Origin of the sequence: Streptomyces sp. 150FB, from assembly GCF_000818195.1 — a bacterium.
Lineage (GTDB): Bacteria > Actinomycetota > Actinomycetes > Streptomycetales > Streptomycetaceae > Streptomyces.
The window spans coordinates 1771320-1786572 of record NZ_JTHL01000001.1 but is presented as its reverse complement, the minus strand read 5'-3'; the positions used below and the strand labels follow the sequence as shown (position 1 = coordinate 1786572).

At 72.5% G+C, this 15253-nt stretch carries 15 protein-coding genes and 1 rRNA gene; 12 read left to right on the top strand and 4 right to left on the bottom strand.

The window, feature by feature from the left end; translation table 11 throughout:
* Positions 1–83: 83 nt before the first annotated feature.
* The 3 genes from rrf (at position 84) to QR77_RS47745 (ending at position 2157) form a co-directional block, all read left to right on the top strand.
* Positions 84–200, top strand: a 5S ribosomal RNA gene (gene rrf, locus QR77_RS07320).
* A 266-nt stretch (positions 201–466) separates the two neighbouring features.
* Complete coding sequence (locus QR77_RS49760) at positions 467–1441, top strand: hypothetical protein (protein ID WP_269084354.1); 975 nt, start codon at positions 467–469, stop codon at positions 1439–1441.
* Positions 1381–2157 (top strand): tetratricopeptide repeat protein, encoded by a 777-nt coding sequence (locus QR77_RS47745; protein ID WP_201778876.1) that lies wholly within the window; start codon positions 1381–1383, stop codon positions 2155–2157. The genes QR77_RS49760 and QR77_RS47745 overlap by 61 nt, the downstream gene beginning before the upstream one ends.
* A gap of 99 nt (positions 2158–2256) precedes the next feature.
* Here the strand turns inward: QR77_RS47745 and QR77_RS07310 are convergent, their stop codons facing one another.
* On the bottom strand, positions 2257–3564 hold the full coding sequence (locus QR77_RS07310; RefSeq protein WP_052488588.1) for a DUF1015 domain-containing protein: 1308 nt from the start codon (positions 3562–3564) through the stop codon (positions 2257–2259).
* Positions 3565–3650: 86 nt separating this feature from the next.
* Here QR77_RS07310 and QR77_RS07305 point away from each other — a divergent pair, with 86 nt between their 5' ends.
* The 4 genes from QR77_RS07305 to QR77_RS07290 all read left to right on the top strand — a co-directional run bounded on the left by QR77_RS07305 (position 3651) and on the right by QR77_RS07290 (position 7781).
* On the top strand, positions 3651–4685 hold the full coding sequence (locus QR77_RS07305; protein WP_040020400.1) for an HAD-IIA family hydrolase: 1035 nt from the start codon (positions 3651–3653) through the stop codon (positions 4683–4685).
* A 62-nt stretch (positions 4686–4747) separates the two neighbouring features.
* Positions 4748–5800: an iron chelate uptake ABC transporter family permease subunit gene (locus tag QR77_RS07300; protein WP_107068902.1), complete on the top strand. Its 1053-nt coding sequence runs from the start codon at positions 4748–4750 to the stop codon at positions 5798–5800.
* A gap of 104 nt (positions 5801–5904) precedes the next feature.
* Positions 5905–6894 (top strand): iron chelate uptake ABC transporter family permease subunit, encoded by a 990-nt coding sequence (locus tag QR77_RS07295; protein WP_052489545.1) that lies wholly within the window; start codon positions 5905–5907, stop codon positions 6892–6894.
* Complete coding sequence (locus QR77_RS07290; RefSeq protein ID WP_347359772.1) at positions 6891–7781, top strand: ABC transporter ATP-binding protein; 891 nt, start codon at positions 6891–6893, stop codon at positions 7779–7781. The genes QR77_RS07295 and QR77_RS07290 overlap by 4 nt, the downstream gene beginning before the upstream one ends.
* Here the strand turns inward: QR77_RS07290 and QR77_RS07285 are convergent.
* Positions 7770–8117, bottom strand: coding sequence for a sterol-binding protein (locus tag QR77_RS07285; protein WP_040020397.1), 348 nt, complete (start codon positions 8115–8117; stop codon positions 7770–7772). The genes QR77_RS07290 and QR77_RS07285 overlap by 12 nt on opposite strands.
* 43 nt (positions 8118–8160) lie before the next feature.
* On the opposite strand from QR77_RS07285, the gene QR77_RS07280 reads away from it, so the two are divergent.
* The 4 genes from QR77_RS07280 to recN all read left to right on the top strand — a co-directional run bounded on the left by QR77_RS07280 (position 8161) and on the right by recN (position 12178).
* Positions 8161–8535: a hypothetical protein gene (locus QR77_RS07280; RefSeq protein ID WP_078876527.1), complete on the top strand. Its 375-nt coding sequence runs from the start codon at positions 8161–8163 to the stop codon at positions 8533–8535.
* Between the two features lie 7 nt (positions 8536–8542).
* Positions 8543–9358: a TlyA family RNA methyltransferase gene (locus tag QR77_RS07275; protein WP_040020396.1), complete on the top strand. Its 816-nt coding sequence runs from the start codon at positions 8543–8545 to the stop codon at positions 9356–9358.
* Positions 9355–10260 (top strand): NAD kinase, encoded by a 906-nt coding sequence (locus QR77_RS07270; protein WP_040020395.1) that lies wholly within the window; start codon positions 9355–9357, stop codon positions 10258–10260. The genes QR77_RS07275 and QR77_RS07270 overlap by 4 nt, the downstream gene beginning before the upstream one ends.
* Positions 10261–10423: 163 nt before the next feature.
* Positions 10424–12178, top strand: a complete 1755-nt coding sequence (recN, locus tag QR77_RS07265; RefSeq protein ID WP_173476276.1) for a DNA repair protein RecN — start codon at positions 10424–10426, stop codon at positions 12176–12178.
* Positions 12179–12295: 117 nt separating this feature from the next.
* On the opposite strand, the gene QR77_RS07260 is transcribed toward recN, so the two are convergent.
* Positions 12296–13273, bottom strand: coding sequence for an SDR family oxidoreductase (locus QR77_RS07260; protein WP_040020393.1), 978 nt, complete (start codon positions 13271–13273; stop codon positions 12296–12298).
* Between the two features lie 447 nt (positions 13274–13720).
* On the opposite strand from QR77_RS07260, the gene QR77_RS07255 reads away from it, so the two are divergent.
* Positions 13721–14806: a glycosyltransferase family 4 protein gene (locus QR77_RS07255; RefSeq protein ID WP_040020392.1), complete on the top strand. Its 1086-nt coding sequence runs from the start codon at positions 13721–13723 to the stop codon at positions 14804–14806.
* Positions 14807–14871: 65 nt separating this feature from the next.
* Here QR77_RS07255 and QR77_RS07250 read toward each other — a convergent pair.
* A partial coding sequence (locus QR77_RS07250; RefSeq protein WP_040020391.1) for a helix-turn-helix domain-containing protein occupies positions 14872–15253 on the bottom strand: 382 nt, incomplete at its 5' end.

Genomic DNA, 15253 nt, shown 5'->3' with positions numbered 1-15253 from the left:
GTTCCCGGGCTGCGAACTGTCGCGCCGGTTGAACGACTGTACTCAATTGAAGAGTGTGCTTGTTCGCTAGAGCCCCATAGGGTTTCGGTGGTCATTGCATAAGGGAAACGCCCGGTTACATTCCGAACCCGGAAGCTAAGCCTTATAGCGCCGATGGTACTGCAGGGGGGACCCTGTGGGAGAGTAGGACGCCGCCGAACAATCTTTCAGGACCCTTGGTCCAGCGTTCATGCTGGACCAAGGGTCCTTTTTGTTTTTCCCTTTTCTTTTTTCCCTTGTCCATGTCTCCACCGGGGTTCCCCCGAAGCGTGGAAGCGCGTCCGAAGGTCGGGTGCGCGAGAATGACTGCGATACCCGCAGACAGGAGCCGTACCGATGTCCCCCAATTCCTCCGACGACCGACCTGAGCGCGAGCGCGAGCAGCGTCGCAGGGACAGTGGTGACCGGGGCGGCTTCCGCGCGGGCCGTGACGACCGAGGCCGGGCTCCGCAGCGCGACGACAACCGGGGTGGTCGTCCCGGCGGCAGCAGCGGTGGCGGTGCCGGCGGCTATCAGCGTCGTGACGACCGTCCCAGCAGCGGTCCCCGTCGCGACGATCGCCCCAGCGGTGGCCGTCCGACCGGTGGGCGCCCCACCGGCGGTGGGGGTGGCTTCCAGCGTCGTGACGACCGTCCGACGAGCGGTGGCGGTGGGTTCCAGCGTCGCGATGACCGGCCGAGCAGTGGTCCGCGTCGTGACGACCGTCCCAGCGGTGGCCGTCCCAGTAGCGGTGGCGGCGGTTACCAGCGGCGTGACGACCGGCCGAGCAGTGGTCCGCGCCGAGACGACCGTCCCAGTGGCGGTCGTCCCAGCAGCAGTGGTGGCGGCGGCTACCAGCGTCGCGACGACCGGCCGAGCGGGCCGCGTCGCGATGACGACCGTCCCTCCTTCCGGCGTGACGACCGTCCCAGCAGCGGACCTCGGCGTGACGACCGTCCCAGTGGCGGTCGTCTCACCGGCGGTGGCGCCGGCGACCGTGGCGGCTATCAGCGCCGTGACGACCGGCCGAGCAGTGGTGGCGGTGGGTTCCAGCGGCGCGATGACCGTCCCAGCAGCGGTCCTCGCCGCGATGACCGTCCCAGTGGCGGTCGTCCCAGCAGCAGCGGTGGCGGCGGTTACCAGCGGCGTGACGACCGGCCGAGCAGCGGTCCTCGCCGTGACGACCGTCCCAGCAGCAGTGGTGGCGGCGGTTACCAGCGGCGTGACGACCGAGGCGGCAGCGGTCGGCCCAGCAGCGGTGGTGGCGACCGCGGTGGTTACCGGGGGCGCGACGAGAGCCGGAGCAACAGCGGCTACGCACGCCGTGACGAGCGGGAGCGTGACCGCGAGCCCATCAAGCGGCTGCCGATCCCCGAAGAGGTCACCGGCGACGAGATCGACAAGAGTGTCCGGCAGGAGCTGATGAGCCTGCCCAAGACGCTCGCCGACGATGTCGCCAAGAACCTCGTCATGGTCGCCCAGTTGATCGACGACGACCCCGAGCAAGCGTACGCGTACTCGCGCATCGCGCTGCGGCTCGCCTCCCGGGTCGCCGCCGTACGCGAGGCCGCCGGCTTCGCCGCGTACGCGACGCAGAAGTACGGCGAGGCACTCGCCGAGTTCCGCGCCGCGAAGCGGATGACCGGCAATGTCGACCTGTGGCCCGTCATGGCCGACTGCGAGCGCGGTCTCGGCCGTCCCGAGCGTGCCATGGCGATGGCCGGCGAGCCCGAGGTGCAGAAGCTCGACAAGGCGGGTCAGGTCGAGATGCGGCTCGTCGCCGCCGGTGCCCGCAGGGACATGGGGCAGATCGACGCCGCCATCGTGACCCTCCAGGGACCCGAGCTGGCGGCACACGCCATCCAGCCGTGGACCTCCAGGCTGCGTTACGCGTACGCCGACGCACTGCTGTCGGCCGGACGCGAGGACGAGGCCAGGGAGTGGTTCGGCAAGACGATCGAGGCGGACCACGACGGGGCGACGGACGCCTCCGACCGGCTCGCCGAGCTGGACGGCGTCGAGTTCGTCGACGCCCTGGTCGAGGACGCGGACGACGACACCGACGCGGACAGCGACAGTGACGGCGACCCGGACGACGACTCCGGCGACGAGGCCGGTACCGAGCACCACAAGGACTGACGTCCGCGTCCCGGCAGTTGAGCGATACGGCGCCCGGCAGGGAAACCCCTGCCGGGCGTTGTCGTAGCGCCACCGAATGTAAGTGTCCCGGGCCCGGACTCAACCGAGCGTCAGGCTCCGCAGCACCAGCCCCGTCGCCGGCTTCGGGCCGAACGACGTGGACTTGCGCGGCATCGTGACGCCCTGGCGCGCCAGGTCACGTACGACCTCCTCGCGCACCGGGTGCAGCAGCACCGCCGTGCCCCCGTGGCGTTCCGCCTGGGTGACTGCGGCCTCCGCCTCGTGGAGGTACGCGATGTGCGCCGGGGCGTCAGGGATCCGCCAGACATGGTCGAGCAGCGTGGCGTGCAGCACGGTCGCGTCGAGTTCCCGCCAGGCGGCAGGTCTGTCGTCACGGACCGTACGGGCCACCAGGTCCGCGTCCGGGTGGTCGACCAGGTGGAAGGCGCCGTCCCCGGCCAGCAGGAACGCGTTGCCCTTGCCCGCAGCGGCCGCCAGCGCTTCGAGCGCCTCCGACAGCGGGCCCTCCACCCTGCTCACCCGGAACGAGCCTTCAAGGGCCGCCACGGCCCGCGCCACCGGCAGCCCGTGCAGCAGCCGGTGGATGGCGCGCACATGGAGCGGGTAGTGGGCCGTGTCGACCAGCAGGACGAGGCCGTAGCCCCACGGTCCGCCCGGCGGGTGCTCGGCGCGCAGCCGCAGATAGGTCGCCCACCGGTGATGGCCGTCGGCGATCAGGGCCTGATGGCGCGCCAGGTCCGTCGAGATCTCCTGGAGTTCGGCGGGTTCGGTCACCGACCACAGCCGGTGGTGGTAGCCGTCCTCCGTGGTGGTCGCGAGCAGCGGCGTGCGTGAGACGACACGGTCGATGACCGCCGCCGTACCGGTCGCCGAAGCGCCCTCCTCGTCGCGGTACGTCAGGAGCAGCGGCTCCAGATTGGTGGCGGTCGTCCGCATCAGGGCCGCCCGGTCCTCGACGACGTCCGGCATCACGTCCTCGTGCGGGAGCACCACGCCGTCGGCCGGCGGCGAGAGCGCCAGCGCCCCGATGACGCCGCGCTGCAACAGGTCGCCCCTGCTCTGTTCGTATACGTAGAGCGCCGGCTCGGGGTCGGCTGCGAGCACGCCCTCGGCCAGCCAGCGGTCCAGCGTCCGCGCCGCCTGCCGGTGCCGGTCCGCTGTGGTCGCGGCCTGCGGGAGGATCAGCCGGACGATGTTGTACGGGTCCGCGGACTCCAGGTGCTGGAGCCCGTCGGGCCTGATGACGACGTCGTACGGAGGCGAGGTCACGGCGGACAGGCTGCCGACCTGCTCGGGCACGTAGCGCAGCCCGCGGAACGGGATGAGCCGCAGCCCGCTCTCGCCGCTCTCCGCGCTCTCCCCACCCTTATGACGTGTCGTGTTCATTGATGCATCGTATGTGCATCGTATGTATCGATTCGGCTGTACGGGATGATCGAGGGGAGCAGTCCCGAGCGAGGAGCGGAAGACCGATGAGCGAGCAGACCAGGACCCGGCCGGACGGCAGTAAGACCGCGCTGAACGACGCGTACGACACGGCGTTGCTCGACCTCGACGGGGTGGTGTACGCGGGCGGCGCCGCCATCGAGCACGCCGTCGACGCGCTCCGAACGGCCAGGGACGGCGGCATGCACCTCGCGTACGTCACCAACAACGCGCTGCGGACGCCCGACGCCGTCGCCGCGCATCTGACGGAGCTGGGGGTGCCCGCGGAGTCCGCCGATGTCATCACCTCGGCGCAGGCCGTGGCGCGGCTGATCGCCGATCAGGTGCCCGCGGGCGCCAAGGTGCTGATCGTCGGCGGCGAAGGGCTGCGCGTCGCGCTGCGCGAGCGCGGGCTCGACCCGGTGGACTCGGCCGACGACGACCCGGCCGCCGTGGTGCAGGGGTACGGCGGGCCCGACCTGCCGTGGCACCGGTTCGCCGAAGCGGGGTACGCGGTCGCGCGCGGGGTGCCGTGGTTCGCCTCCAACACCGACCTGACGATCCCGAGCGGGCGGGGGATCGCGCCGGGCAACGGCGCTGCCGTCGAGGTCGTACGGATCGCCACCGGCCGCGCCTTCGAGCCGCAGGTCGCCGGCAAGCCGCTGCCGCCGATGCACCGCGAAACGGTTCTGCGGACCGGGGCGAAGCGGCCGCTGGTCGTCGGGGACCGGCTGGACACGGACATCGAGGGCGCGTTCAACGGCGGCGTGGACTCGCTGCTCGTGCTGACCGGGGTGACGGACGCCGCGCACCTCCTCGCAGCGCCGCCGGAGCACCGGCCGACGTATGTGGACGCCGATCTGCGCGGTCTGCTGACCGGACAGCCCGAAGTGACCGAGGCGGAGGGCGGGTTCGGCTGCGGAGGCTGGACCGCCTCGGTGAGCGGTGAAGTGCTGGCGCTCGACGGCGGGGGCGGGTCGCTGGACGGTCTGCGGGCGCTGTGTGCCGCTGCCTGGACGCAGGCGGGGGAGGGCTCCTGCGCGCTGGACGCGGCCGACGCGCTGGCGAAGCTGGGGTTGTAGGCCTGGCGAGTGGAATGCTCCCCCGGCGGGGTGTTTTGAGAGGGTAGGCTAACCTAACTTCCGTGTTGGTCGACAGTCTCCCCGAACAGAGCGCGGCTCCGGCGCCCCCCGCCGCGCCCCGCAAGCGCCCCGCGCGGCGCGCCGCCGGGCTGCTCGTCTCCGTGGGGCTGTTGCTCCTGGTCTGTGTGGCGAGCATCGCGGTCGGCGCCAAATCCCTTCCGCCGAGCGAGGTGTGGCACGGCCTGTTCCACAACACGGGCAGCGCCGACGACGTCATCGTGGCCGACGTACGCCTGCCGAGAACCGTGCTCGGGCTGCTCGTCGGTACGGCCCTCGGCCTGGCCGGCGCCGTGATGCAGGCCCTCACCCGTAACCCGCTGGCCGAGCCAGGGCTGTTGGGCGTCAACGCGGGTGCGGCGGCGGCTGTCGTCTCCGCCATCAGCTTCCTGGGCGTGACGTCGATCACCGGCTATGTGTGGTTCGCGTTCCTCGGCGCCGCCGTCGTCTCGGCCCTTGTCTACGTCCTCGGCGGTAGCCGCGCCGCGACCCCCGTACGCCTCGCGCTCGCCGGGACAGCGGCCACAGCGGCCCTCTTCGGCTATGTCAACGCCGTACAGCTACTCGACTCCGCGGCGCTCGACCGGCTGCGCTTCTGGACCGTCGGCTCCCTCGCCTCTGCCGACATGGCGACCGTCGGGAAGATCTGGCCGTTCGTCGTCGTGGGGGTGCTGCTCGCGCTGCTGATCGCCCGTCCGCTGACCGCCATGGAGATGGGCGACGACACGGCGCGGGCGCTGGGCGCGCACCTGACCAGGACCAGGGTCGTCGCCATGGTCTCCGTCACCCTGCTCTGCGGGGCGGCGACGGCGGCCTGCGGTCCGATCGTCTTCATCGGGCTGATGGTGCCGCATCTCGTACGTACCGTCACGGGCCCCGACATGCGCTGGATCCTGCCGTACGCCGCCGTGCTCGCGCCCGTCCTGCTGCTCGGCGCCGATGTCGTGGGGCGGGTCGTCGCCAGGCCGGCGGAGCTTCAGGTCGGCATTGTGACCGCGCTGATCGGCGGGCCCGTGTTCATCCACCTCGTACGCCGCAAGAGGATGGCCAAGCTGTGACCACCCGTAACGCGTCCGCTCGTGCCGCTGGTACCGCTCGTACGGCTGATACCGCTCGTACGAGGAGTGTCGCCGTCCGTACGCCCGGTGGGCTCTCCGTACGGATCGACAGGCGCTCCGCCCTGGTCGTCCTGCTGCTCGTCGTGGCCGCCCTCGCCGCCGGGGTCGTCCTCATCGGCAGCGGCGACTACCCGATGTCACCGGCCACCGTCGTCGCCACGCTCTTCGGGAACGGCACAGCCGCGCAGGAGTTCATCGTCGAGGACCTGCGGCTGCCCCGGATCCTGGTCGGTCTGTTCGTCGGCGCGGCCCTCGGGATCGGCGGCGCCGTCTTCCAGTCCATCACCCGCAACCCGCTCGGCAGCCCCGATGTCATCGGCTTCGGGCAGGGCGCGACCGTCGGCGCGCTGGCGGTGATCGTGCTCTTCCACGGCGGTTCGGTGGCGGTCGCCGTCGGCGCTGTCGTGGGCGGGCTCGTGACCGGCGCCGGGGTCTATCTGCTCGCCTGGCGGCGCGGAGTGCACGGCTTCCGGCTGGTGCTCGTCGGTATCGGCGTGGCGGCGATGCTCACCGCGCTCAACCAGTACCTGATCACCAAGGCCGACCTCGTCGACGCGACCAGAGCGGTGCTCTGGATGACCGGCTCGCTCGACGGGCGCGGCTGGACGGAACTGTGGCCGCTGCTGGCGCTCTCCATCGTCCTCGTCCCGCTGACGCTCGGGTACGGACGGCCGCTGCGCATGCTGGAGATGGGCGACGACGCGGCGTACGCGCTCGGGGTGCCCGTCGAGCGGACCAGGATCGTGCAGATGGGCGCGGCCGTGCTGCTCGTCGCGGCGGCGACCGCCGCCGCGGGACCCATCTCGTTCGTGGCGCTGAGCGCCCCCCAGCTCGCCCGGCGCGTGACGCGCGCACCGGGCCCGAACCTCGGCCCGTCCGCCGTCATGGGCGCCGTACTGCTGCTCGTCGCCGACTGGGTCGCCACCAACGCGTTCGGCGACCGGCAACTGCCCGTGGGGGTCGTGACGGGTGTGCTGGGCGGCTGCTACCTGCTCTGGCTGCTGGTGACCGAACGTAAGGCAGGACGTATATGACGCACATGAGGAGTGGTACGACCATGCAGCGCCTCACCGCCGAATCGCTGACCCTCGGCTACGACCAGCGCACCGTCACCCGCGATCTGTCGGTGGAGATCCCCGACCACTCCTTCACGGTGATCGTCGGCCCGAACGCCTGCGGCAAGTCGACCCTGCTGCGCGCGCTCTCCCGGATGCTCAGGCCCGCGCGGGGGCGCGTGCTGCTGGACGGCTCCGCCATCCACTCGATGCCCGCGAAGAAGGTCGCGCGGACCCTCGGGCTGCTGCCCCAGTCGTCGGTCGCGCCCGACGGGATCACGGTCTCGGACCTGGTGGCGCGTGGCCGCTATCCGCATCAGGGGCTGCTGCGCCAGTGGTCGCCCGACGACGAGCGGATAGTCGACGAATCGATGGCCGCGACCCGCGTCGGCGAGCTGGCCGATCGCTATGTCGACGAATTGTCCGGCGGCCAGCGCCAGCGGGTCTGGATCGCCATGGCGCTCGCGCAGCAGACGCCGTTGCTGCTGCTGGACGAGCCCACCACGTTCCTCGACATCCAGCACCAGATCGATGTACTCGACCTCTGCGCCGAACTGCACGAGAACCAGGGGCGCACGCTCGTCGCCGTCCTGCACGACCTGAACCACGCCGCCAGGTACGCGACCCACCTCGTCGCGATGAGCGAGGGCGCGATCGTGGCCGAGGGCCCGCCGGAGGAGGTCGTCACCGCCGCTCTGGTGGAGCGGGTGTTCGGGCTGCGCTGCCAGGTCATCGACGACCCGGAGACGGGGACGCCGCTGGTGGTGCCGGTGGGACGGGCGGGGCGGCGGCGCGCGGCTGCGGCCGTACAGGCGGCGGCTCCGGCCGTCGAGGCCGCGGCACCGGCCGTACCGTCAGAGCAGTGACTTCAGGCGCAGCAGGTCGAGGAAGCTCGCCTCCAGCCTGACCCGCCCGGCGCCCCACGCCTTGACGAAGTTCAGCTCGCCGCCGACCAGCGCCACCAGATCGTCCCCGGCCATGGCCAGCCTGATCTGCGCCTTCTCCCTGGGCGGTCCCGCCGAGGTGTCGAGCACCTCGATCCTGCCGTTCACCAGCCTGCCGATGAACGTGGTGTCGAGATCCGTGATGTGGCAGCTCAGCGAGCGGTCGAAGCCGGCAGCGCCGCGTACCTCACCGTTCGCGTGTGCCAGGTTGTCGCTGAGCTTGTCGAGCGCGCTGCGGCACTCCTCCGTCGTCGCCATCGGGATCGACGTTACCGCAGGGCCACGGGGTAGCGTCTGGCACATGAGCGACTCGATTGAGGGCGCCCCGGCGGGGCCCCCGGCGCGGCTCCCCACAGAGCCTCCCCACGACGACCCGCGGGATCCCCAGGGCTCGCAGGAGCCCCACAGCTCCCAGGGGCCCGACCCGCACGCCCCCGCCGAGCCGGCGCCGCTCGGCGTACCGCGCACCCCGACCGGCGACGCCGGAGTGGACGAGCGGCTGACGCGTCTCGCCGATGCCGACCACCTGCCCGCCGACGGACATGTCGAGGTGTACGAGGATGTGCACCGGGGACTGCGCGACGCGCTGACCGCGCTGGACGCGCCCCCAGGGGTGCGGCGGGAATCCCCGGTGACCTCTTCCGCGTACGACCACAGGAACGACCACAGGAGCTGAACCGAACGTGGCAGGACTGGCACGCCGCCGGCTCGACGCCGAGCTGGTACGCCGTAAGCTCGCCCGCTCCCGCGAGCACGCGAGCGAGCTGATCGCCGCGGGCCGGGTGACGGTCGGCGGCGCCACAGCGACCAAACCGGCGACCCAGGTGGAGACCGCGGCCGCCGTGGTCGTCACCAAGGACGACGGCGACCCGGAGTACGTCTCGCGCGGCGGGCACAAACTCGCCGGCGCACTGGCGGCGTTCGGGCCGCTCGGGCTCTCCGTCAGGGGCCGCCGCGCGCTCGACGCGGGCGCCTCCACCGGCGGGTTCACGGATGTCCTGCTGCGGGCCGGGGTGGACCATGTGGTCGCCGTGGACGTCGGGTACGGACAACTCGCCTGGTCGCTGCGGAGCGACGACAGGGTCACCATCAAGGACCGTACGAACGTACGCGAGTTGACGCTCGAACTGATCGACGACCAGCCGGTCGGGCTGATCGTGGGAGACCTGTCGTTCATCCCGCTCGGCCTGGTGCTGCCCGCGCTGGTGCGCTGCGCCGCACCCGACGCCGATCTCGTCCTGATGGTCAAACCGCAGTTCGAGGTCGGCAAGGAGCGGCTCGGCAGCGGAGGCGTCGTACGCAGCCCGGAGCTGCGCGCCGAGAGCGTACGTAATGTGGCGGGCCGGGCCGCCGGACTCGGCCTCGGGGTAAGGGGCGTGACAGCCAGCCCGCTGCCGGGCCCCTCCGGGAACGTCGAGTACTTTCTGTGGCTCCGCGCCGGAGCGCCCGCACTCGATCCGGCGGATGTCGACCGTGCAGTGGCGGAGGGACCTCGTTGACGACGAAAGCGGAACGCACCGTATTCCTGCTGGCGCACACCGGCAGACCGGCGGCCGTCCGGTCCGCGGAACGGGTCGTGAACGGCCTCGTACGCAACGGACTCGGCGTACGGGTCCTCGCCGCCGAGGCCCTCGACCTGCCGCTCCCGCCGTCCGTGGAGACCGTCCCCGAGGCCACACCGGCCGCGCTGGACGGCTGTGAACTCCTGATCGTGCTCGGCGGCGACGGCACGCTGCTGCGCGGCGCCGCGTTCGCCAGGGCCTCGGGCGTCCCCATGCTCGGGGTCAACCTGGGCCGGGTCGGCTTCCTCGCCGAGGCGGAGCGGGACGACCTGGACAAGGTCGTCGACCGGGTCGTCGCCCGCTCGTACGAGGTCGAGGAGCGGATGACCATCGACGTCACCGTCCTCAGCAACGGCTCCGCCGTGTACCGCGACTGGGCGCTCAACGAGGCGGCCGTGCAGAAGGTGTCGCCCGAGCGGATGCTGGAGGTCGTGCTGGAGATCGACGGCCGTCCCGTCACCGGCTTCGGCTGCGACGGCATCGTCTGCGCCACCCCCACCGGCTCGACCGCGTACGCCTTCTCGGCCGGCGGCCCCGTCGTCTGGCCCGAGGTCGAGGCGCTGCTGATGGTGCCGATCAGCGCCCACGCCCTGTTCGCGAAGCCGCTGGTGACCTCGCCGACCTCGGTGCTCGCCGTGGAGGTGCAGCCGGACACCCCGAACGGGGTGCTGTGGTGCGACGGCCGCAGAACCGTCGAGCTGCCGGCGGGGGCCAGGGTCGAGGTACGGCGTGGAGCCGTACCCGTACGGCTGGCGCGGCTGCACCACGCTTCGTTCACCGATCGGCTCGTGGCCAAGTTCGCGCTGCCGGTGGCCGGCTGGCGCGGGGCACCGCACTGAGCCACCGGCGGCGGGAGCCGCGCAGGTCAGGGGGCGTTCGGCGGGGCCACGGGCAGGACCGTGGCCTCCGGCGCCGGACGGCGGGGGAGGGGTGGGACACCGTCCCGCCGGTGGCGGTGCGGGTGGGGTCCGTCGCACAGCACGGCCAGAACCTCGTATGGTCATGACCGTGTTGGAGGAGATGCGGATACGGTCGCTCGGAGTCATCGACGACGCGGTGGTCGAGCTGTCACCAGGCTTCACCGCCGTGACCGGTGAGACGGGCGCGGGCAAGACCATGGTCGTCACCAGCCTCGCGCTGCTGCTCGGCGGACGCGCCGATCCCGCGCTGGTGCGGATCGGTGCCAAGGCGGCGGTCGTGGAGGGGCGGCTCACCCTGACCCCCGGTTCACCGGCGGCTGTACGCGCCGAGGAGGCCGGGGCAGAGCTGGAGGACGGCTCGCTGCTCATCAGCAGGACCGTCTCTGCGGAGGGGCGCTCGCGCGCCCATCTCGGCGGGCGCTCCGTGCCGGTGGGGGTGCTGGCCGAGATGGCGGACGACCTGGTCGCCGTGCACGGCCAGACCGACCAGCAGGGGCTGTTGCGGCCCTCGCGGCAGCGGCAGGCACTCGACAGATACGCGGGTGACGCCGTCACCGCCCCGCACGCCACCTACCTGGCCGCCTACCGGGGGCTGCGGGCGGTCGTCGCCGAGCTGGACGAGCTGACCACGCGGGCCCGTGAGCGCGCCCAGGAGGCCGATCTGCTGCGCTTCGGGCTCGACGAGGTCGCGGCCGTCGAGCCACTGCCGGGGGAGGACGTCGAACTCGCCGCCGAGGCTGAACGCCTCGGTCACGCGGAGGCGCTGGCGTCGGCCGCCGCCGTCGCGCACGCCGCGCTCGCCGGTAACCCGGAGGACCCGGAGGGGGTCGACGCGACCACCCTCGTCGGGGGCGCGGGGCGGGCGCTGGAAGCCGTACGGGCCCATGACCCTGCGCTCGCCGGTCTGGCCGAGCGGATGGGCGAGATCTCCATCCTGCTCGCCGACGTGGCGGGTGAGCTGGCCGGATACGCCGACAACCTGGACGCCGACCCGCTGCGGCTGGCGGCCGTCGAGGAACGGCGCGCGTCCCTGACCGCGCTGACCCGTAAGTACGGCGAGTACGGCAAGGACATCGCGGCCGTCCTGAGCTGGGCCGAGGAGAACGCGGCCCGGCTGACGGAGCTGGAGGGCGACGACGAGCGGATCGGCGAGCTGACCGTGGAGCGCGACACCCTGCGCTCCGAACTGTCGGGCCTCGCACAGGCGCTGACCGACGCCAGGACGGAAGCCGCGGCGCGGTTCGCCGAGGCGGTGACGGCCGAGATGGCGTCGCTGGCGATGCCGCACGCCCGGGTCTCCTTCGAGATCCGGCAGACCGAGGCCGCCGACGAGACGTCCGGTATCGAGGTCGGCGGGCGCTCCGTGGTGTACGGGTCGCACGGCGCCGACGAGGTCGAACTGCTGCTGGCCCCGCACCCGGGGGCTCAGCCACGGCCGATCGCCAAGGGCGCTTCGGGTGGTGAGCTGTCCCGGGTGATGCTCGCGGTCGAGGTGGTCTTCGCGGGGACCGATCCGGTGCCGACATACCTCTTCGACGAGGTGGACGCGGGCGTCGGCGGCAAGGCGGCGGTCGAGGTCGGCCGCAGGCTCGCGAAGCTCGCGAAGTCCGCGCAGGTGGTGGTGGTGACGCACCTTCCGCAGGTCGCGGCCTTCGCCGACCGGCAGTTGCTCGTCGAGAAGACCAACGACGGTTCGGTGACGCGCTCCGGGGTGACGGTCCTGGAGGGTGAGGAGCGGGTACGGGAGCTGTCGCGGATGCTGGCGGGCCAGGAGGACTCGGAGACGGCGCGCGCACACGCGGAGGAACTGCTGGCGACGGCGCGGGCCGACGCGTAGGTCGGCTGGGGGCGGGGGCGGGGGCGGGGCGGGGCGCGGCGGGTGCGAGCAGTGCGGCGGCTTTCGCGCCGTAGCCGCTTCCGCTCAGGCCGCTGTCTGTTGGACCGCCGCTTCGGTTCAGGCCGCTGATTCCGTCCGGTCCTCGCGTGCGGGGGCCGGGTACGCGACGCCCGTCAGGTCCTCGGAGACCTGCCAGAGACGGACCGCGGTCGCCTCGTCCAGCGCGCGGGCCGGGACCTTGGCGGGGGCGGGGGCTCCTGTCATCTCCCCGAAGCCGGAAGGACCGTAGTAGCCGCCGCCCACGGCCTCGTCGGACGTGGCGGCGAACAGCGCGGGCAGGACGCCGCCGGCGATGTCCTGCCACATGCCGGGCACGCGGTACATGACGCTGTTCAGCAGGGCCGCGCGGCGGGCTGCCTTGGCGCTCTTGTGGCCGGGCCCCGTGACCTGGAGGTTGGTGACCGTGGCGCCCGGGTGCGCCGCGTTGCTGCGGAGGTTCCAGCCGGCGGTCCCGGCGCGGCGGTCCAGCTCCCTGGCGAAGATCAGGTTGGCGAGTTTGGACATCGCGTACGCCTTGTTCGCCCGGTAGTTCTCGCTCTGCAGATCGTCGAAGTCGATCCGTCCCCAGCGGTTGGTGGCGCTCGCCAGCGTGACCACGCGCCCGCCGTCGCCGGCCACCAGGAGCGGCAGCAGCAGGCCGGTCAGCGCGAAGTGCCCCAGATAGTTGGTGCCGAACTGAAGCTCGAACCCGTCCTCGGTGGTGTCGCGCCGCGGCGGCGTCATGATCCCGGCGTTGTTGAGCAGGAAGTCCAGCGGCCGGCCCTCGTCGGCCAGCTCCTTCCCGAGCGCGGTGACGGAGGCGAGTGACGACAGGTCGAGCGTCTTCAGGCGCAGCCGGGCACCGGGCACCTCGGCGCTGACGCGCTCCATGGCCTGCTCGCCCTTGCGCCGGTCGCGTACGGCGAGCACGACCTCGGCCCCGGCGGCGGCGAAGCGGCCGGTGAGGCCATAGCCGATGCCGCTGTTGGCGCCGGTGATCACGGCGAGCTTGCCGGTGAGGTCGGGAACGGTGATGTCCGGGGCGGTACGAGGCATGGCGGGGCTCCTGGTGACGGAATGGCCCTCCCGGGTGGCGGACGGGCCGGGCCGGCGGGGGTGTCCGGCTCCTGTTCCCAACGTAACGGGCCACTGGTCTTTTGGCAATGGCCCAGTGGTCTGTTAAGCACCGGGCGGTGCGCCGGGGCCGATGGCCCGTTGGGCGTCGCCGGGTCGGCGGCGTACGGTGAACACGCGGCTCCACGCCGTGCCCGTCCCTCGCCGCTCATCCGTGTGGATGAATTCGGCGGCCGCGAACGAGCCGTGAATGAAGCGCCGGACATAAGAACGACACCTCGGCGCTGCACGGAACGTGCGTACGGACTGGCATCCTTGACCCAAGGGGCGTCCCCGCGGAACGAGCCCGTCCGGCCGCGCACCAGGGCCGGGCGCACGGGTCGGACCCGGCCCCGCCTCCCCCGTCCCCGACTCAGGAGCCTCGGCCACGTGACACAACTGCACACGGTCCAGGTGGTGGGCGGCGGTAGTTCGGGCAGCAGCGCACACGTCAGATCGCTGGCGGCGGGACTCGTCGCCAGGGGCCTGCGCGTCACGGTGTGCGCGCCCACCGAGCTCGACCGCGCCTACGACTTCAGCGGGTCGGGCGCGCACCACGTCCCCGTACCCCGCAGCAGCGACCCGGCGTCCGTGGCGGCCCTCCGCGCGGCGTGCGCGGGCGCCGACGTCGTGCACGCGCACGGTCTGCACGCCGCTGTGCGGGCGGCGTTCGCGCTCGGCGGCCGGCGGATACCGCTCGTCGTCACCTGGCACACCCGGGCGCACGCGGAAGGCGCCCGGGCGCAGTTGGTGCGGCTGATGGAGCGAAAGGCCGTGCGGGCGGCGGCCGTTGTACTGGGCACCTCCTCCGAACTCGTCGACCGCGCCCGCAGCCGTGGCGCCCGCGACGCGCGCCTCGCGCCCATCGCCGTACCCGCGCAGCGCGAGGTGTCCGACGGCGGTCAGGAGAGCAAGGCGCGGGCCGAACTCGGCTCTGTCGACCGGCCGTTGCTGATGGCGGTCGGCAGCCTCGTGGCGCACCACGGGTACGACACCCTGCTGGACGCCACCCGGTCCTGGCGCGGTCTCGACCCGGCGCCGCTGCTTGTCGTCGCGGGCGAGGGGCGGGAGCGCGGCAGGCTGCAACGCCGCATCGACAACGCCGAGTTGCCCGTACGGCTGATCGGCCGCCGTGACGACATCACGGAGTTGCTGGCCGCCGCCGACATAGCGATCCTCCCGAGCCGCTGGGAGGCGCGCTCGGTCCTCGCCCAGGAGGCGCTGCGCCTCGGCGTACCGCTGATCGCCACGGCGGTCGGCGGCGTCCCCGAACTCGTGGGCGAGGCAGCCGAACTCGTCCCGTACGGCGACGCGGCCGCGCTCTCCAACGCGGTGCTGCGGCTGCTGTCCGACCCGGAGCGCAGGCGGCAACTGTCCACGGCGGGGCGGGCGCAGGCGGCGATGTGGCCCACGGAGGACGACACGATCGCCCAAGTACTGAGCGTCTACGACGAACTGGCCGGGCGCGCCCGCTGAATGATCGACACCTCCGGGCGGCGTGGCCGCTCAGGCGGCCTTCGGCGCCGCCCGCGTGCCGGCTCTCAGGGAGTGTGACGGCGCGCCCGTAGCGCCAGGCTCAGCGCCAGTACCGTCTGCGGGTCGTCCAGGTCGGTGCCGAGCAACTCGCCGATCCGCGCCAGTCGGTTGTAGAGCGTCTGGCGGTTCAGGTGCAGCTCGCGCGCCGTCTCCGCCTTGCGGCCCGCGTGCGCGAGGTAGACCTCCAGCGTCGGCAGCAGGGCCGGGCGCGAGGTCCGGTCGTGGGCGCGCAGCGGGCCGATCGCGCGGTCCACGAAGGCCGCCAGGTCCGGGTGTTCCCGCAGCCGCCACAGCAGCAGGTCGATGTCCAGGCGGCGCGCGTCGTACCACGGCCGGTCGGTCAGGCCGTGCGCCGCCGTCGCGGTCTCCGCCGCGTGCCGCAGCCCG

Excerpts from the sequence above, each read along its gene's own strand:
- recN (WP_173476276.1), top strand. The coding sequence starts at position 10,424 with ATGACCGTGTTGGAGGAGATGCGGATACGGTCGCTCGGAGTCATCGAC.
- QR77_RS07260 (WP_040020393.1), bottom strand. The coding sequence starts at position 13,273 with ATGCCTCGTACCGCCCCGGACATCACCGTTCCCGACCTCACCGGCAAG.
- QR77_RS07285 (WP_040020397.1), bottom strand. The coding sequence starts at position 8,117 with ATGGCGACGACGGAGGAGTGCCGCAGCGCGCTCGACAAGCTCAGCGAC.
- QR77_RS07310 (WP_052488588.1), bottom strand. The coding sequence starts at position 3,564 with ATGAACACGACACGTCATAAGGGTGGGGAGAGCGCGGAGAGCGGCGAG.
- QR77_RS07290 (WP_347359772.1), top strand. The coding sequence starts at position 6,891 with ATGACGCACATGAGGAGTGGTACGACCATGCAGCGCCTCACCGCCGAA.
- QR77_RS07280 (WP_078876527.1), top strand. The coding sequence starts at position 8,161 with ATGAGCGACTCGATTGAGGGCGCCCCGGCGGGGCCCCCGGCGCGGCTC.
- QR77_RS07305 (WP_040020400.1), top strand. The coding sequence starts at position 3,651 with ATGAGCGAGCAGACCAGGACCCGGCCGGACGGCAGTAAGACCGCGCTG.